18 protein-coding genes are annotated in these 25,672 nt (G+C 46.2%); 7 read left to right on the plus strand and 11 right to left on the minus strand.

What is annotated here, in order from left to right:
* Positions 1-21: 21 nt before the first annotated feature.
* The 3 genes from mreD to H6G17_RS19550 form a co-directional block, all read right to left on the minus strand.
* Positions 22-615: a rod shape-determining protein MreD gene (gene mreD / locus H6G17_RS19540; RefSeq protein ID WP_192159949.1), complete on the minus strand. Its 594-nt coding sequence runs from the start codon at positions 613-615 to the stop codon at positions 22-24.
* Between the two features lie 144 nt (positions 616-759).
* Entirely contained in the window at positions 760-1,509 is a 750-nt protein-coding gene (gene mreC / locus H6G17_RS19545) for a rod shape-determining protein MreC (protein WP_192159951.1), read from the minus strand.
* A 122-nt stretch (positions 1,510-1,631) separates the two neighbouring features.
* The gene (locus H6G17_RS19550) at positions 1,632-2,645 is read right to left on the minus strand and encodes a rod shape-determining protein (protein ID WP_039716452.1); all 1,014 of its coding nucleotides are present in this window, start codon (positions 2,643-2,645) and stop codon (positions 1,632-1,634) included.
* Positions 2,646-3,300: 655 nt separating this feature from the next.
* Between H6G17_RS19550 and H6G17_RS19555 the strand changes: the two genes are divergently transcribed.
* Positions 3,301-3,672, plus strand: coding sequence for a single-stranded DNA-binding protein (locus tag H6G17_RS19555; RefSeq protein WP_192159955.1), 372 nt, complete (start codon positions 3,301-3,303; stop codon positions 3,670-3,672).
* Between the two features lie 35 nt (positions 3,673-3,707).
* On the opposite strand, the gene H6G17_RS19560 is transcribed toward H6G17_RS19555, so the two are convergent.
* From H6G17_RS19560 to H6G17_RS19575, 4 genes are all read right to left on the minus strand, one after another.
* Positions 3,708-4,478, minus strand: a complete 771-nt coding sequence (locus H6G17_RS19560) for an SIMPL domain-containing protein (protein ID WP_192159957.1) — start codon at positions 4,476-4,478, stop codon at positions 3,708-3,710.
* Positions 4,479-4,621: 143 nt separating this feature from the next.
* A complete protein-coding gene (locus H6G17_RS19565; protein WP_192159959.1) occupies positions 4,622-6,238 on the minus strand; it encodes an ATP-binding protein in 1,617 nt (538 codons plus the stop codon).
* Positions 6,239-6,475: 237 nt separating this feature from the next.
* Positions 6,476-6,928 (minus strand): response regulator, encoded by a 453-nt coding sequence (locus H6G17_RS19570; RefSeq protein WP_192159961.1) that lies wholly within the window; start codon positions 6,926-6,928, stop codon positions 6,476-6,478.
* A gap of 88 nt (positions 6,929-7,016) precedes the next feature.
* Positions 7,017-9,209, minus strand: a complete 2,193-nt coding sequence (locus tag H6G17_RS19575) for an ATP-binding protein (RefSeq protein WP_199316865.1) — start codon at positions 9,207-9,209, stop codon at positions 7,017-7,019.
* A gap of 246 nt (positions 9,210-9,455) precedes the next feature.
* Here H6G17_RS19575 and H6G17_RS19580 point away from each other — a divergent pair, with 246 nt between their 5' ends.
* From H6G17_RS19580 to recF, 3 genes are all read left to right on the plus strand, one after another.
* Complete coding sequence (locus H6G17_RS19580) at positions 9,456-10,655, plus strand: anion transporter (protein WP_192159963.1); 1,200 nt, start codon at positions 9,456-9,458, stop codon at positions 10,653-10,655.
* Between the two features lie 205 nt (positions 10,656-10,860).
* Complete coding sequence (locus H6G17_RS19585; protein ID WP_192159965.1) at positions 10,861-13,701, plus strand: cation-translocating P-type ATPase; 2,841 nt, start codon at positions 10,861-10,863, stop codon at positions 13,699-13,701.
* A gap of 165 nt (positions 13,702-13,866) precedes the next feature.
* On the plus strand, positions 13,867-14,991 hold the full coding sequence (recF, locus tag H6G17_RS19590; RefSeq protein ID WP_192159967.1) for a DNA replication/repair protein RecF: 1,125 nt from the start codon (positions 13,867-13,869) through the stop codon (positions 14,989-14,991).
* 99 nt (positions 14,992-15,090) lie between these two features.
* On the opposite strand, the gene H6G17_RS19595 is transcribed toward recF, so the two are convergent.
* Genes H6G17_RS19595 through H6G17_RS19605 form a run of 3 tightly spaced genes read right to left on the minus strand, consistent with a single transcriptional unit; the run spans position 15,091 to position 16,161 of the window.
* Complete coding sequence (locus tag H6G17_RS19595; RefSeq protein ID WP_192159969.1) at positions 15,091-15,555, minus strand: MgtC/SapB family protein; 465 nt, start codon at positions 15,553-15,555, stop codon at positions 15,091-15,093.
* 54 nt (positions 15,556-15,609) lie between these two features.
* Positions 15,610-15,993, minus strand: coding sequence for a hypothetical protein (locus H6G17_RS19600; RefSeq protein ID WP_015156018.1), 384 nt, complete (start codon positions 15,991-15,993; stop codon positions 15,610-15,612).
* 3 nt (positions 15,994-15,996) lie between these two features.
* Entirely contained in the window at positions 15,997-16,161 is a 165-nt protein-coding gene (locus H6G17_RS19605) for a hypothetical protein (protein ID WP_192159971.1), read from the minus strand.
* 48 nt (positions 16,162-16,209) lie between these two features.
* On the opposite strand from H6G17_RS19605, the gene H6G17_RS19610 reads away from it, so the two are divergent.
* Positions 16,210-17,850, plus strand: a complete 1,641-nt coding sequence (locus H6G17_RS19610) for a S8 family serine peptidase (protein ID WP_192160043.1) — start codon at positions 16,210-16,212, stop codon at positions 17,848-17,850.
* Between the two features lie 612 nt (positions 17,851-18,462).
* Here the strand turns inward: H6G17_RS19610 and H6G17_RS19615 are convergent.
* A complete protein-coding gene (locus tag H6G17_RS19615; RefSeq protein WP_192159976.1) occupies positions 18,463-23,712 on the minus strand; it encodes a translocation/assembly module TamB in 5,250 nt (1,749 codons plus the stop codon).
* Between the two features lie 438 nt (positions 23,713-24,150).
* Here H6G17_RS19615 and H6G17_RS19620 point away from each other — a divergent pair, with 438 nt between their 5' ends.
* Positions 24,151-24,549 (plus strand): DUF3110 domain-containing protein, encoded by a 399-nt coding sequence (locus H6G17_RS19620; protein WP_192159978.1) that lies wholly within the window; start codon positions 24,151-24,153, stop codon positions 24,547-24,549.
* Positions 24,550-24,643: 94 nt separating this feature from the next.
* The gene (murQ, locus tag H6G17_RS19625; RefSeq protein ID WP_192159980.1) at positions 24,644-25,546 is read left to right on the plus strand and encodes an N-acetylmuramic acid 6-phosphate etherase; all 903 of its coding nucleotides are present in this window, start codon (positions 24,644-24,646) and stop codon (positions 25,544-25,546) included.
* Positions 25,547-25,672: the final 126 nt, after the last annotated feature.

The following is a 25,672-nucleotide window of genomic DNA, read 5'->3' on the forward strand; positions in this document are numbered from 1 at the left end:
ATTAAAGCTGTTCTCAGATCATCATCGCGTGCCCAAAAATCTCGTTGTCGTCCACCAGTGATTTAAGGGATAGTAAATAACTGGAGCCCAAAGGCTACTAATTACGGCTGAGATTAATGCAATTTGTTGGTGATGTTGCCATACCTCAGCTAATTTCTCTAATGGCAAACCAAATGTATATGTTGTTGCCTCACCCAGGAAACCAAATTGTAGGGTGGCGATCGTCTCTACCATAATTGTCATAGCAAAGACAATTAAAGCCACAGAAATAAAATCTTCCTGAAGATAGCGCTGCTTTTGCAACCGTGCCGTCAGAATTCCCACCATCATTAAACCAAAAACATGGGTAGGATTATGGGCAGTCATGCCATCTTGAATCAGTCCTAAAGTAATACCTGCGATCGCTCCTTGTAAAACCGAGCGTTTAATACTCCAAGTGACTACCCAGATCAGTAGCCAGTTAGGAGCAATACCAAGTAAAACTGTTCCTGGCAAGCGCATCGGTAGTAGGAGCAGACACAAACTCGCCGAGCCAACAATTGCCACCCCATTAATAAGCTGTCGCCAACCAGGAGACTTCTGCCACCGATGACGCAAAGATTTAAGTCCCTGCATAAAAAAAGAGGATATTTTTTAAAATTTCAATTTTCAGAGCCTCGATCTTAAAGCAGCAAACAAAAATCGTAATTCAGAATTTGTAAATCGTAATTAAATGAGTAGGGAGTCGGTAGGGGCGCACAGCTATGCGCCCCTACCGACTCACTCGCTCTTAGCGTAGACAACTGCCCACTCTAGATGGGGCATGGGAGCAGAAAAGGAGATGATAGCTTCGGGAGCGGGGCTTTTACTCAAGTCAATGGATTCAATCTTACCTACAGGTAATCCGGCAGGATAAATTTGGCTGTAGGTAGAAGTGACGATCGCATCGCCGCGTTTCACGTCAGGCACTTTATCAAAAAACTGCATCACGGCTTGACTTTCTGATAACCCGCGTAAAAATCCTGTATGACGGCTGCGACTGACTGTCACCCCTAGCTGACTGGTGCGATCGCTAATTAGCAGTACGCGGCTGGTATTGGGAGTGACGCTACTAATCTTACCCACTAACCCCCCAGGAGCAGTGACGATATTTCCGACTTTAATTCCCGTACTCGTACCGCGTCCCAAAGTTATTTGTTGCCACCATTGATCGGCACTACGTCCGATGACTGGAGCGACAATAGCTTGTTTTAAATTATTAGCAGACTCATAACTCAGTAGTTTTTTCAACTGTTGATTTTGACTTTTGAGTTCTGCTAACTGAGCTTGAAGCTCTTGATTTTGAGCATCACTTAAGCGCTCTGCTTGCACGGAAACCGAGCGATGAAACGGGAGCGTGATGAGTTGATAAATTTCAAAAATCAGTGCTGCCTGGGTCTGCCTGATAGTCCATGCAGTACCAAGAGCAACAATGCATAGTAAGATCGGTAGGGCGCGTTTCTCCCACCACTGACGACGTTCGATATACATAGGTTTTAGTAGTTAGCAGTCAACTCGCTGGGCTGACTTAATAGGCTTTTAGGTTTAGATAACTGAGAGGTATGCAGTTTGTTTGTAGTTGACAGTTGATAGTTAACTGTCAACTGTCAACGCTACCCTCGCCGAGAGCGATCGCTAAACACTCGCTCCATTTGCTTGAATTTTTCTAGTGCCAACCCCGTTCCTAAGACGACACAGTGCATCGGCTCGGCTGCTACGTGGGTGACAATTCCAGTTTCATGACTAATTAGCGTATCTAGTCCTTTCAACTTCGCGCCTCCACCCGCAAGCATAATACCTCGATCTACAATGTCGGCTGCAAGTTCTGGTGGTGTCCGTTCCAGCGTCCGCTTGAGTGCTTCCACAATCACAGACAGCGGTTCTGACATACTTTCGCGAATCTCTGGTTCTTTGATCGTGACGCTACGCGGCAAACCAGAAAGCAAATGCAATCCCCTAACTTCCATCATATTATCTTCGTCATCGCGGGAGGGATAGGCAGAGCCAATCCGCAGCTTAATTTCTTCCGCCGTGCGTTCGCCGATGACTAAGTTATAAATTTTTCGCATGTACTGCATGATGGCTTCATTCAGCTCATCCCCTGCAATTCGTACCGATTCGCTCAGTACCGTACCGTAAAGACTGAGAACGGCGATTTCGGTTGTTCCACCCCCAACATCTACGATCATGCTACCGATGGGTTCGGCAACGGGCAAACCCGCGCCGATTGCTGCTGCTAGTGGTTCGTCAATCAAATAAACTTCTCTCGCGCCTGCTTGAGATGCCGCATCCATCAATGCTCTGCGTTCCACCCCCGTAACTCCACTGGGAATACCAATCACGACGCGGGGAGAGACAACCCTGCCTTCATGAACTTTTTGCATGAAATGCTTCAGCATCATTTCAGCGGCATCGAAGTCAGCAATGACTCCATCACGTAGCGGTCGAATTACCGAGACGTTCACGGGCTTAGTAGGCGTTCTACCAAGCATTTTTCTGGCTTCTTCTCCCACAGCAATTGACGATTTATCGCTTAAATCCAGCGCGATCGCTGAAGGTTCTTGCAGTACAATTCCTTTGCCAGAGACATAAATCAAGGTATTTGCAGTACCGAGATCGATACCCATATCTCTAGACAACGACAAACGGTTAAACAGACCAAACATACCCACGCTTCTCACTCCCCCGTAAAAGCAAGATATAGTTTTTACACATCAGTAGAGTATTAGTAACTAGATCGGAATTCTCTTACCCCTCTAATTCGAGTTTAGTCGAGCCAACTAATTCTCGGTCAGGCTTAGTTGCAATTCTTAGACTGGCTGACAAAAACACCCCTTCAGTTAAGAAAAGTTAACGCTTATCCAACTAAATTCCCAAGGGTAATTTCACTGAATCTTTATACAAATTTAAGCCATTTTTTGCTTACTTTAAGTAATTCCTCAGTTGTCAGTTATCAGTTATCAGTTATCAGTTACCGAAAAGCCGATTTCCAACTATTGAAACTCGGGCGATCGCTTGATGAATAAGTATTAACACTTAATCGACTTTTGAAGAAAAAAGGAGAGCGTTGACAAGAAGTGAATACATAACGCTCCAATTCATAAAATCTTCATAAATTAGTAATTGCTAATTGGATGGTAACTAGTGAAACCAGCTTTTTATCTCTAGTCACTAGCCACCAGCCACTGATAACTGATAACTGAGATCTTGCCAGTATAGGTACGGAATAAGTTAGGATTGTGGTTATGGATTTCGAGTACAATTGTACTAAAATTGAGTGATATGAGTCTTAATGTTGTTACTCTTGTCGGTCGTGTTGGTGGCGACCCTGATATTAAGTATTTTGAGTCTGGTAGTGTCAAGTGCCGGATGACGCTAGCTGTAAGGAGACCAACCAAAAATAGCGAGGAACCAGACTGGTTCACGCTAGAAATTTGGGGTAAAACAGCGCAAACAGCCAAAGATTACGTTCGTAAGGGAAGTTTAATTGGAATCAAGGGTTCCTTAAAGTTCGACACCTGGGACGATCGCAATACGGGTACACCGCGTTCAACGCCAATCATTCTTGTGGACAAAATGGATCTTTTAGGCTCCAAACGCGACAACGAAGCTGGTGGCGGCTATAGCGGTTACAGTAGCGATGATAATTTTTAAGCTGTAGAGACGTTTCATGAAACGTCTCTACACCATCAATAACCAATTTGCAGCGTCACAGAAGCCTCTATTTGCTGCTCTCCGCCGACTATGGGAGTCGTAGCAGCTTTATCAGCAAAAGCTGTTTCTCTTGCCATTAAAGGCATGGGAGGCTGTGGCGGGTTGGCGCTGTTGACTTGAATGCTGACAATTTCCTTTTGGCTGAAATTGAGGCTACTCAAAACAGCACTTGCTTGCTGTTGAGCATCTTTTGTTGCTGCTTGCAGGGCTTGTTGTCGCGCTTTGGCGATCGCCTCATCTGTAGCAGTAAAACTCACCCCTTCGATCCGAGTTGCTCCAGTTTTGACGGCAGCATCAATGATATTACCAGCTTGTGACGTTGGGACGCGGAAACTTACTGTATTTATGGCAGAATAACCCGTAAGCCGTTGCTCGTTGTTGGCGTAGTTATAAAGAGGGTTTAAATAAATTCCCGTAGTTTCTAGTTTTTCTACGTTACGCGATTTCAATAAGTCTACAACTGCTGACGATCGCCGCGCTGCTTCTTGCTGCACTTGCTGGGCTGTTTTGCCTTGTACTTCCACTCCCAAACGTACCTGAGCTAGCGTGGTGGGGATAGATTCTACCCCTCTACCCGTGACAGTCAGAGTTTTATAAGTTCGATCCATTTTTTCTGGAGCTGGTTGCGCCCATACGGGAGAAATATAACTGAGAGTTGACAAGCTTAAGGCGATCGCAACTAGTTGAGTGGGAAGTCGTAGGGGCGGTTTTATCGATCGTGTTTCAGAAATTTGAGAGCGTTGCATAGATTAGATTTACCTCACACTGTAGCCGTGCTGAATTAGAAAGCATCGGGAAATGATTTGTTCCTAATCTGGCATTGAAGCAATTCAAATTCTGGATGCGTTACAGTTTCGGCAACAAATAGATTCACGTAGATTCGCCCGACTTACGACTTCTCTCCACTCCTCTTTCTCGTCGGAAGAATAACTGTCACTTCAGTTCCTTGCCCTACTTCGCTTTTTAAGCTAATTTCTCCACCGTGTAAGTCGATGCAAGCTTTGGCGATTGCTAGTCCTAAACCCGTACCTGGAATGGTATCAACGTTGCTACCCCGACTGAAAGATTTAAATAGGTTGGCTCGATCTGCTGCGGGAATGCCAATACCTTTATCCTTGACAGAAAAGATTATTTGTGTGTCAGTTGCTTTAAGGTCTACCTCAATACACCCTCCATTAGGAGAATATTTGACAGCATTAGAAATTAAGTTACCAAAGGTTCGCCGTAATAGTCGCCGATCGCCCCAGAAATCTTGCAGATCTCCTGTAGAATGGAGGCTTAATTGATGGCGATCGCTAGCTAGCTGTTTTTGCTCTGCGAGCGATTCCGAGCATAACTGCTTCAGATCGAGCAGCATCGGCTGAAACTTCATCTTGCCCGACTCTGTTTGATTTACGCTCAGCAAGTCATCAACTAGTTTTGCCATGTGTCTGGCTTTGTCTTCAATCAGTTGCAGAAACCGTTGTTGCTGGGTTTGGTGTAGTAGATTGCTATTTTGCTTTAATGTTGATGCTGATGCGAGGATGGCAGCTAGAGGCGTGCGATATTCGTGGGAAACGGTGGCAATAATTTGGGATTTAAACGCATTGAGTTGTTTTTCTGCCTCTAATGCAGCTTGAGTCTGCGCTAGAAGTTCCGCTTGCTGGATGGCGATCGCTAGCTGTACTGCCAGTTGTTGTAGAATTTCTACCTCATCTGATTGCCACTGCCACTCGCTAGTACTGTGGTGGGCGATCAGTAAACCCCAAGGTTGCGAGTTTGTGTAATTATAACTGAGCTGAATCGGTACGACTAAACTTGCAGGTGACTGAAACTGTTCTGGTAGGCGATCGCAAATCTCGCTCCAATTTGCCTCGTAGCCGCTTCCAATTTGGGGAAACTCTCGAATAAAGTCACCTATTTCTAATTCGCAGCTAGACTTTGCCGAATCGGCTACAATCTGACTGCCTTGGGTGGGAATAAACTGACAAACCATAACGCGATCGCATCTGAGCAGTTGGTGTACCTCTACCACTGCTGTGTGTAAAATTTGCTCTAAATTTAGCGACTGACGAATTCGCAGCGCAGTAGTTGTAATTAAACGCTGTCGCTCTCGCGTTTTACATAACTCGGCTTGGAGACACGACTGCTTCAGGGCGTTACGCACCGCTAGCTGCAACACATCTGGTTTTAAATATTGCTTAACGAGATAATCTCGCACGCCTTGCTTCATGGCTTGCACAGCAATTCCTTCATTGCCCTGCCCTGTCAGCATAATCACCGCTGTCGGAACTGCCAATTCTAGCTCTAACTTTTCCAGAAAATCTAACCCGCTCATATCTGGCAGATAAAAATCGAGCAAGATCAAGTCGCAGTATCTTTCTTGGTATAGTGCCAGTCCGTCTTTAGCTGAATCAGCTTCTAGAATGTGATATGACTGATGCGGATCTTGCCGCAGATACCGACGATAGATTTTCCGATCTTCTGGACAGTCATCAACGATGAGTAGCGTCTGAGCGTTCGGCATATTTAGCGATCGGGAGAGCAATAACTCTCCTGAAGTTATATTTGTGCATTCTTATAGAATTTTAAAGAAAAAGCAACAAAATATAAATAAAATATAAAAAATTTACTTAATGGTCATTGGTCATTGGTCATTAGTCATTTGTTGATGGTTGATGGTTGATGGTTGATGGTTGTTATTCTCCCTTGTCCTCCTTGTCCCCCTTGTCCCCGTTCCCTGTTAACTGATAACTGACAACTATTAACTGACAACTGATGGCGGCGTGTTGACTTCGAGCCAGTATTCTACAAATGCTTGAACGGTTTTCTCTAACTCGCTAGAGTCCATTGGTTTGATTAAATAACCGTTTGCGCCTCTTTGATAGCACAATTCAATGTCTTTAGGATTAGCAGATGTCGTAAATACGACTATCGGAATTTCTTTGAAACTAATGTCTTGCTTCAGGCACTCTAAAACATCGCGTCCGTCAATTCCTGGTAAGTTCAAATCGAGCAGGATAACTGAAGGTCTTGGCGCTAGATCGGGGCTTTGATAATCTCCCGCCTGATACAGAAAGTCTAATACCTCATCCCCAGTCTTACAGCGATAAATGGGATTCTGCACAGTCATCCGCCGCATTAGCCGTTGTAGCATTTTAAAATCTTCATTGCTATCCTCAGCTACCAGCAACGGTGCATTCGGTCTAGTTGTCATCCGCTCTTATGAAAACCACATGTTTTGTTACATAAGTTAATTATTTCAAGAAGTTTCACTAAGCATAAATACCTTTAGAAAAATTTAATTATTGTAGAGAGAAATAAAATGTTGCTCCTGCTCCAGGGACAGATTCAACCCAGATCCTCCCAGTGTGCAACTCGACAATCTTTTTGACGATCGCTAACCCCGCTCCGGTTCCCCCGCCATACTTATCTTGGGAGTGCAGCCGCTTGAAGAGTTTGAAGATTGTTTCGTGGTGATGGGTTTGAATACCAATGCCATTATCTCGGACGTACAAGATTGGCGATCCACCAGATCGCTCCTCATAGCCAATTTCTACCCAAGGATCTGTTTTATCGTTATATTTCAGGGCGTTACTCATTAAATTGCTGAAAACTTCGCTGACAAGCACTGGATCGCACTCGATTGTTGGTAAGCAGCGAGGAATGCGAATGCTCATCTGCGCGTCTGGACGGCTGGCAAATAAAACGGCGATCGCTTGTTGCAATAACTCGTTCAGATCGGTTACTTGTAAATGCAGCTGGGCTTTTCCTAGTAGCGAGAGTCGCAGCAGAGCGTCAATCAGAGTTTCCATGCGCTGAGACAAACTCTTAATCGTTTGCAAGCAATCAACTCCGTCTAGATCCAGCAACGCAGCATAATCTTCTAGCAGAATTGTGGAGTAGTTGTAAATCCCCCGTAAAGGCTCTTTCAAATCGTGAGATGCAGCATAGGCAAAAGCAGCTAATTCGCGGTTGCTGCGCTCTAATTCTTGGTTAATTTGGGCTAATTCTTCTGCCTTGCGTAGCACGACTCCCACAATCGCAGTTTTTAAATCGGTGGCGCTATCGAGTTCGTAAGATTGCCAAGGCAATGACTTTAATTTAACTGTTTCCTGCCATCGTTCAAAAGAACAGCGGGGTGACAGGCTCATGCTGCCATTTCCTAGCTGAAACGACGAGTTTGGATCGCCCGCCCAAGTCACGGTTTGGATAACTTCGGGACGAAACCAGAGAATGTAGTAGCGGCGAATTTTAGAAATCCGCAATAATAGCAAACCGCTGGCTGTAGCTTTAAATTCTACCGATGGAGGATAAAGTTGCGCGAGGGAATCAGTTGCAAACAAGTTATCGCTTATCTGAGTATCTGCCCAGTCTATTAGCGATCGCACTTCTTCTAAACTAGGTGTAGCCCCCACTAAAGAAATTTCATTTCCCAGACAAACCGCCGCTCCCGTGGCGTTGGTGAGGCTCAACAGACGCGGTGCGGGTTGGATTAAAGCTTCAACAAAATTACTCGCTTGGGAAATCGATTCGATTAGCTCGGATTGCAGCGATTTCAGCTTAACGCGATCGCTCAATTCCTGTTGACGAATTTTATTGGCTAACTCCAGCGAAGCCAACTGTCCCAAAAACTTGCCAGCAATCCGCACCTCAGAAGTAAGATATTTAGGCGTATAGTGATGGCAGGCAATCAAACCCCAAAGTTGCTGTTCCTGCATTAGGGCGATCGCCAAAAGTGCTGATACACCCATATTGCGATGGTATTCTACGCAACAAGCATCTACGCTCCTGAGAATTGACAAACTTAAGTCTACAGGTTGCCGAGCGAGCGTGACTAGATCTACAGATGGAGCAGAGATATTGGGAATAAATCGCAGCCAACAGCGAGCGTATAATTCTCTAGCTGGCTGGGGTATATCTGTAGCAGGGTAGTGCAACCCTAAATAGGGTGATAAATCTGCGCGTTTGGTTTCAGCAACAACGCAACCCGCACCAGTAGGATCGAATTGATAAACCATGACGCGATCGAATCCAGTCAGTTTTCTCACTTCCTGGGCAACTAATTGCAAAAATTCTGGCAAGCTAGACCTATTTTGGATTTGAGACAGTATACCCGCGATCGCTGCGTGAAAGCTTAAAAAACTAGTTTCATTGGGCGAGTCAATAGGTTCTAGCTCTACAATTGCTCCATCTGCCGTGCGATAGGCGATCGCATCAAAATAACGTTTGCCTCGATCTGTTGAAATTGACAGCTTGAGCGGACTTTTAGTATTTTCTCCTGTTAACTGCTGCCCGATCGCGATCGCTTGTTGCGGATCGATTAAATGACTGAGAGGGCGATCGAGTAAATCTTGGGGTTGCAGCCCCAAATACGTGTTGATATTACTGCTAACTTGCAATATTTTTAATTCTGGTTCTTCCAGCGCCAATAGCATTCCGTATGACTGGATTGAGCCAGGAGCGTGAATCGGTTTTTCGTGGTTCGTTAGATTCACGTCTAACACTCAGGTAGTGCGCCTATCATTATATTGTTAAGTTTTATCAAATATCAATAATAAGAGTTGAGGGAGACAAGGGGGCAAGGGGGACGAGGGGGACAAGGGGGACAAGGAGAAGAGAGCTGAGGGAGCAATTCCAAGTCGCAAGCCACGCATCACGCACCACACTACCCCACATACACCCCACATCCCACACCTGATCAACACGCACCACTACCAATTACCACAACTCACTACTCATTCATGACAAATGACCTTTTCCAATACATTATCCTTGGGTTAACTTATTTAGGTTTGGGGCTAGGATACTTCCCCGGCTTGCGGATGAATCGCGCGACAATCGCTTTTGTGGGAGTGGCTTGTCTAGTTGGTTTTGGTAGTTTTAGTCTTAAAGAAGCTTGGGAGGCGATCGACGCTGGCACGATCGTTTTTCTCCTTAGTATTATGATTGTCAATGCTTACCTTACCAGCGCCGGGTTTTTTCAACTAGCTTTAAATATTTTATTACGTTATACTCGCAGTCCTTTTGGATTACTAACTGCTTTAACATTCGTGAGTGGTTTTTTATCAGCTTTATTTCTCAACGATACGATCGCGCTAATTTTTACGCCTTTAACACTCGCTCTAGCGCTAGTTTTAGAATTAAACCCAATCCCCTATCTTTTAGCATTAGTAGGGGCAACAAATATTGGCTCCGTTGCTACTTTTAACGGCAACCCTCAAAATATTTTAATTGCTGCTTTTTCAAAAATTAGTTATTTAGAATTTACTCAAACTTTAGCTCCCGTCGCTATAGTAGGATTGCTCGTCCAATTAGGCTGGCTGTGGTATTTATATCCCGAAATTCGTTCTTTGAAACCTACCCTCGACCGTTCCCACATTAGACGCAGACGTATTCTTAAACCCGTACTGTATAAAAGTTTAATTATTACTGGAGGGATGTTAACAGCATTTCTACTCGGCGCACCGTTAGCAGAGTCAGCGTTGGTAGCATCTGGATTGCTTTTAATTACCCGTAGGCTAAAGCCACAGAAAATTTTACCAGTAGTAGAATGGGATTTATTGCTGATGTTTTCCGGCTTATTTATACTCACAAACGGTGTTAAAAATCTAAAGTTTCTTCAAAGTTTTACAGTATTAACAGATAGCAACGCCGGATTATTAAGCGTCACAGTAGTGCTTTCTAATTTAATATCCAACGTTCCAGCAGTATTGTTGTTACAACCATTAATTCCTCAAAATAGTACTCAAGGTTGGTTGTTACTGGCAGCTAGTTCAACTTTAGCTGGAAATATGACGCTTTTAGGTTCGGTGGCAAATATGATTGTGGCTGAAGCTGCGGCAAAACAAGGTTATCGCCTCAGTTTTTGGGAACATTTGCGCTTTGGCTTGCCTTTAACTCTAGTAACGTTAGGAATTGCCTATATTTGGCTACAGCAATGATGGCGGTTTTCAATTAGATGCAATACACGTCTGTAGGGGCGCACAGCTGTGCGCCCCTACAAATGTCATCCACACAATCGAGAATTACTATGAGGTGTGAATTACAACTTCTTCCCCTGCCTCTCACCACTACCTAGAACAGATAGCTTAAATATAGTGCTTAATTTATGATTTAATTCAGCAAGCATTTCTTAGCAAACTATCCATGTCTGCAACCCCTCATTCTAACCCAACACACGTTTGGCACACCTTAGAAGTTGATAAAACTATACAAGTCTTAGAAAGCAATGCAGAAGCGGGTTTAAGCTCGTCTCAAGTCAAGCAACGCTTAGAGGAGTATGGACCCAACGAATTGCAAGAATCAGGAGGTCGCAGTCCGCTAGCGATCCTGATCGATCAGTTCAAAAATATTATGTTGCTGATGCTAATTGCCGTGGCAGTTGTATCGGCAGTTTTAGATATACGCAACAACGAATTTCCCAAAGACGCGATCGCGATTAGTTTAATCGTCGTTCTCAACGGTATTCTCGGCTACTTACAAGAAAGCCGCGCTGAAAAAGCTCTAGCTGCGCTCAAACGCCTATCTGCCCCTTTGGTTCGAGTCACGCGCGACGGCAAACTGACGGAAGTTGGAGCAAAAGATCTCGTACCAGGGGACATAATGCTGCTTGAAGCAGGAGTCCAACTCGCCGCCGATGGCAGGATTATCGAAGAATCAAACCTGCAAATTCGCGAGTCAGCATTGACGGGAGAATCCCATGCGGTAGAAAAGCAAGCCGACATCCAAGTACCGGAAGATACGGGATTGGGCGATCGCGTGAACTTAGTCTATCAGGGTACGGAAGTCACTCAAGGACGGGCGAAGGTCATCGTCACCAATACGGGGATGCAAACGGAACTCGGTAAAATCGCTGCCATGTTGCAAGCGGTGGAAAGCGAACCGACTCCCCTACAACAACGGATGTCACAGTTGGGCAACGTCCTGGTAGCAGGGGCGATGGTTTTAGTCGCTTTGGTAGTTATAGGTGGTGTGGTGCGCTTGGGTCCGAATGCGTTTGAAGAACTGCTGCAAGTATCTTTGAGTATGGCAGTTGCCGTAGTTCCAGAAGGCTTACCAGCGGTAATTACCGTGACTCTGGCGCTAGGAACGCAGCGAATGGTACGGCGGAACGCCCTGATCCGCAAACTGCCTGCGGTAGAGACTTTAGGCAGCGTTACCACAATTTGCTCCGATAAAACAGGGACGCTGACGCAAAATAAAATGGTGGTGCAGGCGGTCGAGTTAAACCAAAAATCTCTGCGGGTAACTGGCGAAGGTTATGCGCCCCAAGGAGAATTTTTGAGTGATGGTCAAGCGATTGACGCAGACCGAGATTCAGACTTACAAGCATTGCTAGTTGCCTGTGCCTTGTGTAACGATTCTTTCCTGCAAGAGGAACAAGGACAGTGGAAGATTGTCGGCGACCCCACCGAAGGGGCGTTGGTGACTTTAGCCGCTAAAGCCGGAATTCAAAAAGACCAGTGGTCGAGCCGTTTGCCCCGCGTGGCGGAATTTCCCTTTTCCTCCGAACGCAAGCGAATGAGCGTGATTTGTAGAACGAGGCAGGAGGCAGGAGGCAGAAGGCAGGAGGTACAAGATTACGCTCTCTCGTCTTTAGCTTCTCATAATTCGGCTTATTTAATGTTTACGAAAGGGTCGCCAGAATTGACTTTGGAAAGGTGCGATCGCATTCATACAGGCGATCGCGCTGTGGCGATTAACGAGGCTCAGCGGCAGCAAATTCTGGAAAAAAATAACCAAATGGCAAGTCAAGGGCTGCGGGTGTTGGGTTTTGCCTACAAGCCTTTAGCAGAAATACCTCCAGAAAGTTCGGAAGATACTTCAGAACGAGAATTAGTTTGGCTGGGATTGGTGGGGATGCTGGATGCACCCAGACCAGAAGTGAGGGATGCAGTGGCAAGATCTCGCGAAGCTGGGATTCGTCCGATCATGATCACGGGCGACCACCAGTTAACAGCAAGGGCAATCGGGATCGATTTAGGCATTGCTCAAGCAGGCGATCGCGCCGTAACTGGGCAAGAATTAGAACGGATGAGTCAAGCCGATTTGGAACGGGAAGTAGACCAAACGAGCATCTATGCTAGAGTGTCTCCCGAACATAAACTGCGCATCGTCCAGGCATTGCAACGCAAAGGTAAATTTGTGGCAATGACGGGAGACGGAGTGAACGATGCCCCAGCCTTGAAGCAGGCAGATATCGGCATTGCAATGGGTATTACGGGTACGGACGTGAGCAAGGAAGCTAGCGATATGGTATTGCTAGATGACAACTTTGCCACGATCGTCGCTGCCACTGAAGAAGGTAGAGTTGTTTACACCAATATCCGCCGCTTTATTAAATACATTCTCGGTAGTAACATCGGTGAAGTGTTAACCATTGCTGCGGCTCCCATTCTCGGACTCGGTGGCGTACCGCTGTCACCGTTACAAATTCTCTGGATGAACCTAGTGACGGATGGTCTACCAGCGTTGGCTTTGGCAGTGGAACCAGCCGAACCCAACGTCATGAAGCGTCCGCCATTTAGTCCCCGCGAAAGTATTTTTGCACGAGGTTTAGGCTGGTACATGGTGCGGATTGGGATTATCTTTGCCATTTTGTCAATTATTTTGATGGAATGGGCGTATTTCCACACGCAAGCGAATGTCATTCCGAACGAACTAAGTCGCGATCGCTGGAAAACGATGGTATTTACCACGCTCTGCCTAGCACAGATGGGTCATGCTTTGGCGATTCGCTCCAACACCCGTCTGACAATTCAAATGAATCCGTTGTCTAATCCATACGTTTTAGGAGCTGTAGGTTTAACCACAGTATTGCAACTGCTGCTCATTTACGTTCCGCCCTTGCGAGCTTTCTTTGGCACTCACTTCATAACTCCGATAGAATTATTAATCTGCTTTGGCTTCAGCAGTTTAATGTTCGTCTGGATTGAAATGGAGAAGTTGTTTATTAACTGGCAACAGCGACGGAAAGCGAATAGGTAATAGGTAATGGGTAATGGGTAATGAGTTAAGTCAAAAGTCAAAAGTCAAAAGTCAAAACCGATCGCCACTAACCATCAATTCCATCAATCACCACAAATGACAAATGACGCATGACCAACTACCAACTACTAACTACCAATTCCCAATTCCCAATTCCCAATCAAAATGTTCCTCAAAACCCTCCACTTGAACCAATTTCGGAATTATCAGGCGCAGCGAGTTGATTTCGTTGCTCCTAAAACAATATTGGTGGGTAATAACGCTCAGGGTAAGTCCAATTTATTAGAAGCAGTGGAATTGCTGGCAACATTGCGATCGCACCGTTTGGCACGCGATCGCGATTTAGTTAGGGATGGAGAGGCATTCGGACAAATTCACGCCAAGCTAGAACGACAAGCAGGCATCATCGATCTATCTGTAACTCTGCGCCGTCAGGGGCGGCGGACAGTAGCTCTCAATAGCGAACAATTGCGCCGCCAACTGGATTTTTTAGGTGTCTTGAACGCTGTAGAATTTTCCAGTTTAGATTTAGAACTAGTGCGGGGTGCGCCAGAACAGCGCCGTCACTGGGTGGATACGCTGTTAATCCAGTTAGAACCCGTATACGCCCATATCTTACAGCAATACAATCAAGTATTGCGGCAGAGAAATGCCTTTTTGAAAAGTAGGGGCGGGTTTCCAATGCCCGTACAGGAGAAGGAAGAATTAGCGGCTTGGGATGCGCAACTAGTAACTATTGGTTCGCGGGTAGTGAGGAGAAGGGCGCGGGCGATCGAGCGTTTAGCACCTTTGGCTGCTGAGTGGCACGCTAGCATTAGCGATCGCGCCGAGGTTTTGCAAGTTCGGTATGCTCCAAACGTACCGTTCACCGAAACTCACCCTGAAGGAGTGCAGCAAGCTTTCTTAGACAAGATCGAGCAAAGAGCGATCGCCGAACAACATCAAAACACAACTTTAGTCGGTCCCCACCGAGATGAAATTGAATTGACAATTAATCAAACTCCTGCTAGGCAATATGGTTCCCAAGGTCAACAGCGCACTTTAGTTTTAGCCCTCAAGCTAGCAGAATTGAAACTGATCGAAGCCGTTGTCGGAGAACCACCGCTATTATTACTAGATGATGTCTTGGCAGAACTCGATCTCAACCGTCAAAATCAACTTCTAGAGGCAATTCAAGACCGTTTTCAAACGTTGATTGCTACAACTCATTTAGCTGCCTTCGATTCCCAGTGGCTCCAAGCATCGCAAATTCTCTCAGTTAATGCAGGGCAAATCTTCAGTGACCAGTGAAGACAGGAGACAGAAGGAGACAAGGGGGACAAGGAAGCAGGGGAGCAGAGGAGAATTTACTAACTCCCGACTCCCAACTCCGGACTCCCGACTTCCCAATTACCCCTTTCTCGGTTGTTCCAGTCTTTTAAATACAGTCAAAACGATCAAAGCCAACACAGAACTAACTAGACCCGTTTGCCATAAGCCGCAACCAGCAGCAATTCCCAAGCCAGCAGAAACCCAAGTCGCTGCCGCTGAAGTGAGTCCCCGTACCCGATCTATGCGAGCTTGCGATTGAGTTTCGCGCAAAATTTCTCCAGCACCAATAAACCCTACTCCAGCAGCAATTCCTTGAATGACGCGACTAATCGCATCACGTCCTTCCTCTGCTGTCGCCACGATTTGCAATGGAATCATAATTAGTAATGCCGAACCCAGACTGACTAGCATATGCGTGCGTAAACCCGCTGGTTTGCGACCGATCTGGCGTTCTACACCGAGGATTGCCCCAAATACCAATGCCATAGCTAGCCTGAAGCAAATACTTAACCAATCGTCAGGGGCAAAAGATATATTAGTCATTCGTTCTTTGTTGCGGTGTAGAGACGTTACATGTAACGTCTCTACATAGATCTGTTAACTATTAACTGTTAAAAATTGGCGCAAGCGCAGCAAGCCTAACGTTTGAGCCAAATTGAGTGGAAGTAAGGATACGCCTTCGATGCGCGATTGTACCCAACCTTCGCCCCAATACCATTCGTGAAATCCATCAATTCCCCCGTGGAGTAACAGGCGCAGACAATTTGGCTTTGCCACTTCTACTTGATGCTCGATCGCTACAGGTCCAATCCAACTAGTAAAAGTCAGACCTGGATGGAGTTGTTCTGGCATTCCTGAAGCTAACCGTTGTGGCGATAGCCATTTTTGCATTTGTTCGGGACGCAACAAACTATCTTTGATTGCTGCTGCTGATGCCTCTACTTCAATCCGTAACTGACTGTTTTGAAAACTACCCCACATAATTTATGACTCCAGTACTAATGCGATCGTAGCTTTTTTAAATGAGTGATGCGTGGTGCGCTCAGGCGTGGTGCGTGAAATACTTCCGACTTCCGCGCCGAACGACTCCCGTACGGGCGCACAGCCGTGCGCCCTACCGACTCCCGACTCCCGGCTCTCGACTCCCATTTGTTTTAGAGTAAAGTGTAAAGCTGCATTTCCTAAATGAAGGAGAAATTGGTGAAAAAGCTGGTCTGGGTGACAGGGGGCATTTGTTTGGCATCTGTGGGGTTGGCGCGTCCGGTGTGGACGCAGGAAACGCTGTCTATCGGAGTCGCGGGAATTGATGCCCAACGGCTGCATGAATTACCTTACAACTTAATTGGGCGGAAAATTGCGATCGGTCAGGTGGAGATTGGACGACCTGGAAAGTTTGGCTTGGACAAAGCGGTTTCCAAACAACCTGCGATCGCCCCAGCTGGCGTGTTTTTGCGTAATGGTGAGGCTAAGGCAAATACGAATATCGACCCCCACGCCCAAAATGTTGCCAGCATTATGATTAGCGATCGCAAAACTCTGGCAGGGATCGCCCCAGGAGCTAGGTTATACTCGACTGCGGTAGGCTCGGTGAAGTATGCCGGACAGCCGGAAGAATGTTTATCCGCACAATCAACGGCAAACCGCAATAGCGGTGACGTGCGGGCGATTAATTTTAGTTTTGGTGAAACTTTGGAACGCGACCCGCGACCGGAGGCGAGATTAGATGGTCATTCTCTACTAACTCGCTGTCTGGATTGGTCTAGTCGCGTTCACGATGTGTTGTATGTTATTGCTGGAAATCAGGGGAAGGGCGGAATTCCCATTCCTACCGATAATTACAACGGCATGAATATTGCTTTTTCCTCCCGTCAAGACGGAATTTTCCGCAAAGTTGACGTGACAAATTTAAGTGCTGCTGGTGGTGGTGTTAAAGGTGGATTGCGGGGACGAGAAATGAATCTCGGTACGCGGCAGTCGATTAGTTTGGTTGCTCCTGGCAACAGGGTTTATGCCCTTAACCCCGATGCTAAGGTCAAGGAGGTTACGGGTACGAGCTTTGCCGCACCTCACGTTACAGCTACAGTGGCGCTGTTACAGGAATATGGAGATAAACAGATTAAGAAGCAGGCGATCGCCTCTCGCCCCCCTTGGAAAGGGGGGTTGGGGGGATCTACACGGAATTGGAGTTTGGATGCTCGTCGCCATCAGGTGATGAAAGCGGTGTTGCTTAACTCTGCTGATAAAGTACAAGATGCAGGTGATGGCTTGCGATTAGGGATGAGTAAGACGATTATTGACAAACAAAATCGTAATTGGATAGATTCCGATGCTTACCGTCAGCCCAAAGTTTCTTTAAATTCTGAAATCGGTGCAGGTCAATTGAATGCTTTTCGCGCCTACGAACAGTTTAAAGTAGGTCAGTGGCAATCTTTGCAACCAGTTCCAGCGCTGGGGTGGAACTATCATCAACTCAAAGCTAACTCTGCTGAAGATTATGTCCTCGCCGCACCTTTAAAACAAGGTAGTTACGTTGCAATTACCCTAGTATGGGATCGATTCGTAGAGCTAAGAGATAAAAATCAAAACGGTGAATTCGATCTTGGAGAAGATTTTCGCGATCGCGGTTTAAATAATCTCGACCTTTACTTATTAAATGCAGACTCTAACGCTGCTGCTAGTAATATTTGTACCTCGGTTAGCGAGGTTGATAGTATCGAGCATATTTTTTGTCCAGTTCCCACTACAGGCAATTACAAAATTCGCGTCCAATTTCGCCAACAAGTAAATCAACCCTCTCAACCTTACGCGATCGCCTGGTGGACTGTACCTACTAAGTAAGTCAAAAGTTAAAATCTAAAAGTCAAAAAAGTGAAACTTCTCAACTTTCTAACTTTCTATTTGGAGAAAGCTAGGAGCTTCAGACTCAATTATTGGTACGCTTAAAGCTGGTTTCATGCCTTCGATTTTCTGAGTCTTTGGAGCTGTCAATAAAGACAGTAGCTTAGGCAAGCTGAGACACAGAGCCATGTTAGCAAAAGTTAGAACTAGACAATCGATAAAATTCATAGCTGCAATTGCCTCCCTAAAAATTCCCACTAAACGCTAATACATTTTTTGGGTATCTTTTTAGTGTGCAGCATGTTGAACCCAAAATATCTAATCGATACTTTTGAGTTTCTTTTCACTGCAATAAGCTAACTTTATTAATCTATGTGTTACTATTGCCTGTATATTTAAAATATAACCTTCTTTGTAACAGAATAGAAATATAAAAGAAGATTTATAGTAATTAAAGCAAAAAGTGAATAGATTAGGACAAATCAATTGTCTACAAGCAAGATTAGCCAAAACTTTTTCATCCGCTCCCTACTCCCTGCTCCCTGCTCCCCACTATATTAGTGAAATTTGAGTGTAGGGTGGGCAATGCCAACCTTACTATGACAATAGGATTTAAAACTGCACTTCATACTCAACCACAGCTTGCGTATCGTCGGCAAAATCTGTCGCGGCGCGGACGCGGGTGTTGTCGTTCAAGCGATAGCTCAAACCGAATTGAGCTGGTTGTTGTGCAGTTAAGAATGTCAAAACCGAGACATAAGCATTGCGCGTGATATCAACGCCAGCCTCAGCCGCTAGACCAAGAGTAGAAGAGCGCGATCGCTCCTCGTTAGAAATAGAGGTGGGGAATAAACGCAGCTCTGATAAACCCAAGGCATTGCCAATGTCGGTAAACGTATTTTGAAAGTTACCTAATATAGCTGTTCCTGCCAAATTAACTAGTCCCGTCGTTGTATCACCACCACCCTGCCCTGCCAAGGTTTGAGCGAAACCACCACCAATTAGAGCGATAATCTCTGATTGACTGCGGGAAGGGCTACTTGTCAGTTCCAAATTTTCAAATAATTGGCTAGCTGGTCCTTTAGCTACTGCCCGCACGCGAACGGTATTTACAGAACCGATATCTGTAGATAAAGTATTGTCGGAAACTTCACTACTAATATTAGTAGAAGGAACTTGCGATCGCGTCACTTCTGGTACTGATGCGATCAATCGCACATCAAGAGTCGGATCGAGAGCTTGTTTTGGTGTAAAAGTTGCTTTTTGTTCGTAGCCCCGCTCCAACTCAAATTGAGTCGTAAATAAATTGACGCTACCACGTTCTAAATTGATAGTTCCTTGAGGGCGCAAATCCCCCAGCATACCGTTTACCACTAAAGTTCCAGCCGCTTGAAAGTCAAGAATCGGTGGTAACGTTACCGACACATTATTTCCTAAAGTCAGCCGCAGATCGTTCAACTCTATAGGTGCTTCAGCAGCTGGAGCCGGGGCTGTTCCCCCTTGTCCCCCTTGTCCCCCTTGCGCCCCAGGCGTAGCCGGGGCATTGCTAGTTGGCAGAAAAACCTGACCGTCCGCCAGTAGAACTTGACCCCCGATTGTGGGGTTAAGTGCGGAGCCAGTCACAGTGACTTTACCGTCAACGCCTCCTTGATATAAATTGGGTAAATTCAACCTCAGCCGATCTAAAGAAACGGTAAGGGGATTAGCGGCATCTGGGTCATTTGCTGCTAGATTCTCAAAAATCGGAATTACGCCTTGGGCAACCACCTGACCCCTGGAAAAATCACCCTGAATCCCTTCAACGGCAATTCTGTCTTGATTAAATAGCGCTCTACCATTGACATTTCTTAATGGATCTGTTAGCGCCGCAGCAGTGATGGTGGCATTTTTGACTTGGGCAATTCCCTTCGCTTCTGGCTGCTTGAGAGTACCGCGTACTTGCAGTCGAACTTGTCCTTCACCGCCTTTCCACGCTACTTGGTCGGTTAAAACATTGAGTAAGGCTAGTCCTTGATTTTGGACATTGACATCTAACCGAATCTGCTCGTCATCTGGCTTCACGGAGGCGAAAGGTAATTGTAAGGGAATACTACCAGTCGCCATTAATGGGTCGGGTCCAGCAATCAGAATGTTGCTACCGAAACCGAGACGGGCATTAGCATAGCTGAAACTTGCTGCTGCCGATTCTACAGGATTTTGATTGATCGTGCCTTCGCTGAGTTGAAATTCTCCGACTGCTAAGGGGTTCTCGGTACTACCAGCGATGGTTGCTGTACCGTCCACATTACCTGTCACGGCGATCGGTAATTCGACAAAATCATTGAGTAGGCTTAACGGAAAGCCCCTGACTCGTAACTGACCTGATTGCTGTTCGCTGCTAAAACGACCAGTCAAAGCTACAGCGGTGTTTTCGTCCAATCGTACCCGCGCGGGAAGTAGGGTTAGCACTCCTTCATTAAAGTTACCAGTAGCAACGAGGCGATCGGCGGTATATTTGCCCCACTGCCATTTATCCCCTCGCAAATTGAAATCAGCAGCAATGCTCTGTTGGGGAGAACCACTAGCAGTAATTTCACCGCCAAAAGTCCCCTGAAGTTCGGCTAAAGCTGGGACTGGAAAAGCATCCTTACGTTGCTGGCGCTGCTGTTGCAGTAAAACTAAAACTTCCGAATAACGACGTAGTTGAGTCAATAGCGATCTATTTGGTGCGCCGACTTGTAAGATTCCTATATCTTTTGCTGTAGCGTAGTCGGGAGGCTGAAACCCGCGTTGCAGGTCTTCAAAGTCGTAAATTTGTAGGGCGCTGAGGATATCTTGAATGTTGCCTTGGACGATATTCGCTTTAGCTTGAAATTGAGGACCTTGAGGAGTTTGGCTAAAGCTGCCTGCCAAAGCATAGCGGCTTTGACCTTTGACAAATTCACCATTAGTCAGCGTTCCGCCACCATTCCCATAACGAAATTGTGCCGCTAAGCGATCGCCCTGCAATCTACCTATACCAGGTTGAGTTACAGCCACATTTCCTTGGGCGGTTAGACGGTCGGGATTGACTGTCAAATCGGCTGATAAAATACCACTAACTGGACCCGTGAGGTAGGGGTTAGCTGGTGCAGACAGATTCAGCACCCGTAACGGAAAATTCTCGACATTGACTAATAAATTCTCGCCCTGACTTCTACCAGTGGCGATCGCCTCATCCAATCTCACCGTAAAATCATTGGGGCGATAGTTGGGTTTGAGATTGACAGCAACGCGATCGTTTTGATTCCCAACCAAATCTAAATTTAATCCCCTGCCCGGTTGCAGCCGCAAATCTCCCGCTAATAGAGGGTCGAAAGCCACGTTGTTGACGGCAAAGTTTTGCAACCGCACGTTACCTACAACATTCGGTACTGGGAGATTGCCTGTAATTTGCCCGTTAAAACTGACTCTACCCGCCACGCTACTATTAGGTGGCAACTGTACGGGAGCGTTTTTGAGATCGTAGTCCCGCACTTTGACGTTAAAATTTAACCCGGTTATCGAGGCAACATTTTGCGGGTCAACGTTAACTCTACCGTTCGCTTGAATATTTCTCGACGTGAGTTGGGGAATATTTAACGTGTTGCCATTCCAATTTAAGGAAGCAGTTAGGGGTTGTCCGATTAACTCCTCCGACAAGCGAACTCGTCCCGCTGCTGTAATTCCTGCCGGACTGAATTCGCTGACAGTTCCGGCTAAGTTGACATCACCTGTCAATAACCCCCGCAATTGTGGATTAAATCGATTGAGCTGAATTCCATTCGTATTGACTGCTACCTGCCAGCGACCGTTATTGAGTTGAATATCCCTAGCGTTAACCGTACCACCTGCAACATTTAACCTCCCCGTGCCGCTACCCCGTAAAGTTTCTGGAGTAAAAGCAGTGGTACTCCCCGATAGATTTAGCCTTCCGTTCAGACTTCCTGCATACTGAGGCGGTACGGGGGCGAGACGTTGCAATTGTAGATCGTTGGCTTGTACTTGAGTTTGCCAGCGTCCGGCGGCTACCCGGATACTAGGAACGTTAATCGTACCCCCACCAATCCCCGTTAATTGACCCGCACCTGTAGCAGTGAGTTGTTGTGGTTTAGCTGGATCGAGCGTACCAGCTAGATTAAACGTACCATTTACCGGATTTTGCAAGCTGGGCGGGACTTGGGTTAACTGTCCCAATCTCACCCCAGATGCTTTAACTGCGGCTTTCCAGCGTTGGTTGACTAACTCCCCAGCCGCCGAGACATCGCCCCCAGCCACGCGGAAAATTGTATCGCGTAGGAAGAGGTTGTTGGCGTTGTAAATAACAAGCTGTCCTTTACCTGGATAGGTTGCCTGGGGTGCTTGCCAATTGACAACCGTACGGGGTTTCTCTGGCGTACCCGTAACTTGGGCTTGGGCGGTGACAATTCCCACTTTCGCAGCTTGGTTAGTTACGCCATAGGCTTTGGCGATCGCATCTCCTGGAATATTATTAGCAATAAATTTAAAATTCAGTCCCGCTGTCTGTTCTGGTTTCAGGGCTAATTTCAGCGTTCCGCCACCCGTCACCTTACCTCCAGCAGTGGGTGTAGCTGACAAGTTGGGAAAATTTAACGTTCCTGCACCCGTATCGAGGGTAAAGTTCGTACTAACTCGACTCACGTTCAACCGATCTAACCGGACTGGTTTGATGTTTACCACATCTCCGGTCAAAACAGCCGCTTCTACGGGTCCTGTTAGTTTGACTTGCGATCGAAAAACACCATCAACGGGTACGGGGACTTGTAGATTTAAACTGGAAATTGCGGCAGCTGCACTGACAGCATCGACGTAAGCTGAGAGATTAAAGCCTTTTTCGATGTCAAGGGAACCCTTAGCTACAGCTGGAATTTTGCCATAGCTACTGGCAACGTTATCTAAGTAAATTTCTGTCCCCTTGAACTGCAACTGTCCTTGCGAATTGTTGAAGGCTTGCGGTAGTTGGTTAACTTGAGCTGTAACCTTGCTTAAATCGGCAGTACCGTACAAACCCAACAGTTTGACAGGAGTGAGTTCAGCTTTAAAATCGCTATTGACTCGACCACCTTGAATGACTAATGGCAATTCAATCAGCCGTGTTAGATCGGATGCTAAAAATTCTTGCGTATTAATATTGATACTGGCTCGTCCCGACTCGGCGCGAAAATCTCCATCAAGCTTTAGCTCTCCTCCTGTTTGCGGTTTCCCAGCTAAATTAAAATTAATCAGATTATAGTTCTCGCGAAAAGTTGCTTCTCCGTTAACTTGATTTAAGGTGACAGTGTTACGTGGCGTAGAACGGGTCAGTTGTTGAACGTTAGACACTAACACTGCTTGAGCATTCCGCCAGCCAAGCCGATTGAGGGCAATTTGAATTGGACCTCCCGCCTCACCACCCGTAGCAATATCAGTATTGACCCAGCGCCCTTGAGTATCTTGCTGTACGTAAGCTTTTGGATTGACAAGGGTGACATCTAAGGGCAGAGTGCGAGTCAAAAGCACTGATAAGGGGTTGTAGCTTACCTCCACTGCTTCGATTGATGCCGTATCTGGGTCGGTAGCAGTAGCCGGAACAGAGGCAGCACCCAAGCGCAAACCTGTCAACCCAAACCGTTCGACGCGCCCGACTTTAATTGGTCGTTTCAGAGTTTGGGAAAGATTTTTTTCGACAAGTGGCGATAGCTGTTCGTAAATGAATCGATTTATCCACCACGCACCCGCTGCTACCCCTACCAATATTGGTACGCCAATAGCAACAGTGGTTCGACTAAATAAGATATTCTTGAGACGGTTGGGTCGAGGAGACTGTTGAGAATCTTCAGTTTCCGGCTCAGTGAAATTAGACATAACCCCTCACGGCTGATCTGGACGGCTAGAGCTAGTGGCAAAAACCCACACCTGGGAGCAGCGCCAACTTTAAGGATAATTCAAGAATTTAAATGTGAAATTATCGTTACGGGATTGTTAACATCTATTTGCACAAAATAACCAAAAATCTTACCCGTTCATCAAAAAAACTGCGTCTACATAAAGGTATATAAGAGGGAGTCGGGAGCAGGGAGAAGAGAGCTGAGGGAGCAGAGGAGCAGAGGAGCAGAGGAAGCGGGGGAGCAGAGGCGCAGAGGCGCAGGGGAGTAGGGGAGACTAGGAGACGAAATTCACAAAACCCTACACCCTTTCTTCACTGGTCACTGACAACTGATAACCGATAACTGATAACTGATTAAGATTATGGTTAACAAGAAACAAAGGGATGACTGAAGGTAAATTGGAACGGAGGGAGTTATGATTGCACCCATGCGTGTATTTGTGTTACTGTTTAATGCCCGCACGGAAAATGAGGGCATTCATACTATTCAAACAGGCGATCGCAATAAGGTATTGATGTTTGAGTCAGAAGATGATGCAGCACGTTTTGCCTTAATGCTAGAAGCACAAGATTTTCCCGCCCCTACGGTGGAAGCGATGGATGCAGAGGAAATCAAGGATTTTTGCGACAGTGCTGGCTATGACTGGGAAGTTGTTCCAGAAGGTGCGCTTGCACTTCCACCAGAAATCAACATAGAGCAAACCGACTGGCATCTAGATGATGAAGATAAACCCTTAGTCGAAGAAAAGTCTGACTCAGATATGTCCGATAATGAGTTGGACAGCATTAGGCGGCGGTTGGAAGGCTTATTGTGAAAGGTGGAAATGGGACAAAAGAGACAAGGGAGAGAAATTTGATAATTTAACGATCGATGACCGATGACCAATTACCAATTACCAATTACCAATTATGGATCGCGGTCATCTACTAACAGAACAAGTGAATCCTAACAGTCAAAACTTAGACCGACTAAGTTGTTTGGAGTTGGTAGAGTTATTTAACTGCGAGGATGCGAAAGCAGTAGCGGCGGTGGCAGAGGCAAAGCAAGAATTAGCTGAGGCGATCGCCCTGACAGCAAAATCGTTGCGTCACGGAGGACGGCTGTTTTATATTGGGGCAGGAACGAGTGGACGTTTGGGTGTTTTGGATGCTTCGGAGTGTCCGCCTACGTTTTGCACGCCGCCAGAAATGGTACAGGGAATTATTGCTGGGGGTGCGGCGGCTTTAGTCCGCAGTTCGGAAGACTTGGAGGATCGGGCGGAGGATGGCGCAGGTGCGATCGCCCAACATAAAATTACTCAGTTAGATGTTGTTGTGGGCATTACCGCAGGCGGAACCACGCCTTACGTTCAGGGTGCGTTACAAGCAGCCAAAGCTAGAGGAGCTACAACAATTTTTATTGCCTGCGTACCTCAAGAACAAGTCCAAATTGATGTGGATGTGGATATTCGCCTGTTAGTAGGAGCGGAAATTTTAGCAGGCTCGACGCGACTCAAAGCCGGAACTGCTACCAAATTGGCATTAAATATTATTTCTACGGGGACAATGGTGCAGTTGGGCAAAGTTTACGGCAATCGCATGGTAGATGTTGCCGTAACAAATAGTAAGTTACGCGATCGCGCTTTACGCATTTTACGCGACCTCACCGATTTAGAAGCCGATGCAGCTGAAATATTACTCGATCGCAGTGGCAAATCGGTAAAATTAGCTTTATTAATACATTGGACGGGGTTAGGGAAGGAAGAGGGCGATCGGTTGTTGATAGAACATAAAGGTAATCTTAGGGCTGCGGTGGCGAGTTGTAAAAAGTAAAGTTGCGATCGCTCATGCTGTTATCTCTTCATAGCAATCGAATCGTAAAATAATCGCATCTAGTATTCCCTCGACTCCCGACTCTCGACTCCCCAATTTTCCAAGGGTAACGCACTCCGCTACAGT

Origin of the sequence: Chroococcidiopsis sp. [FACHB-1243] (assembly GCF_014696895.1) — a bacterium.
In the GTDB taxonomy this organism is placed as follows: Bacteria; Cyanobacteriota; Cyanobacteriia; order Cyanobacteriales; family Chroococcidiopsidaceae; genus Chroococcidiopsis.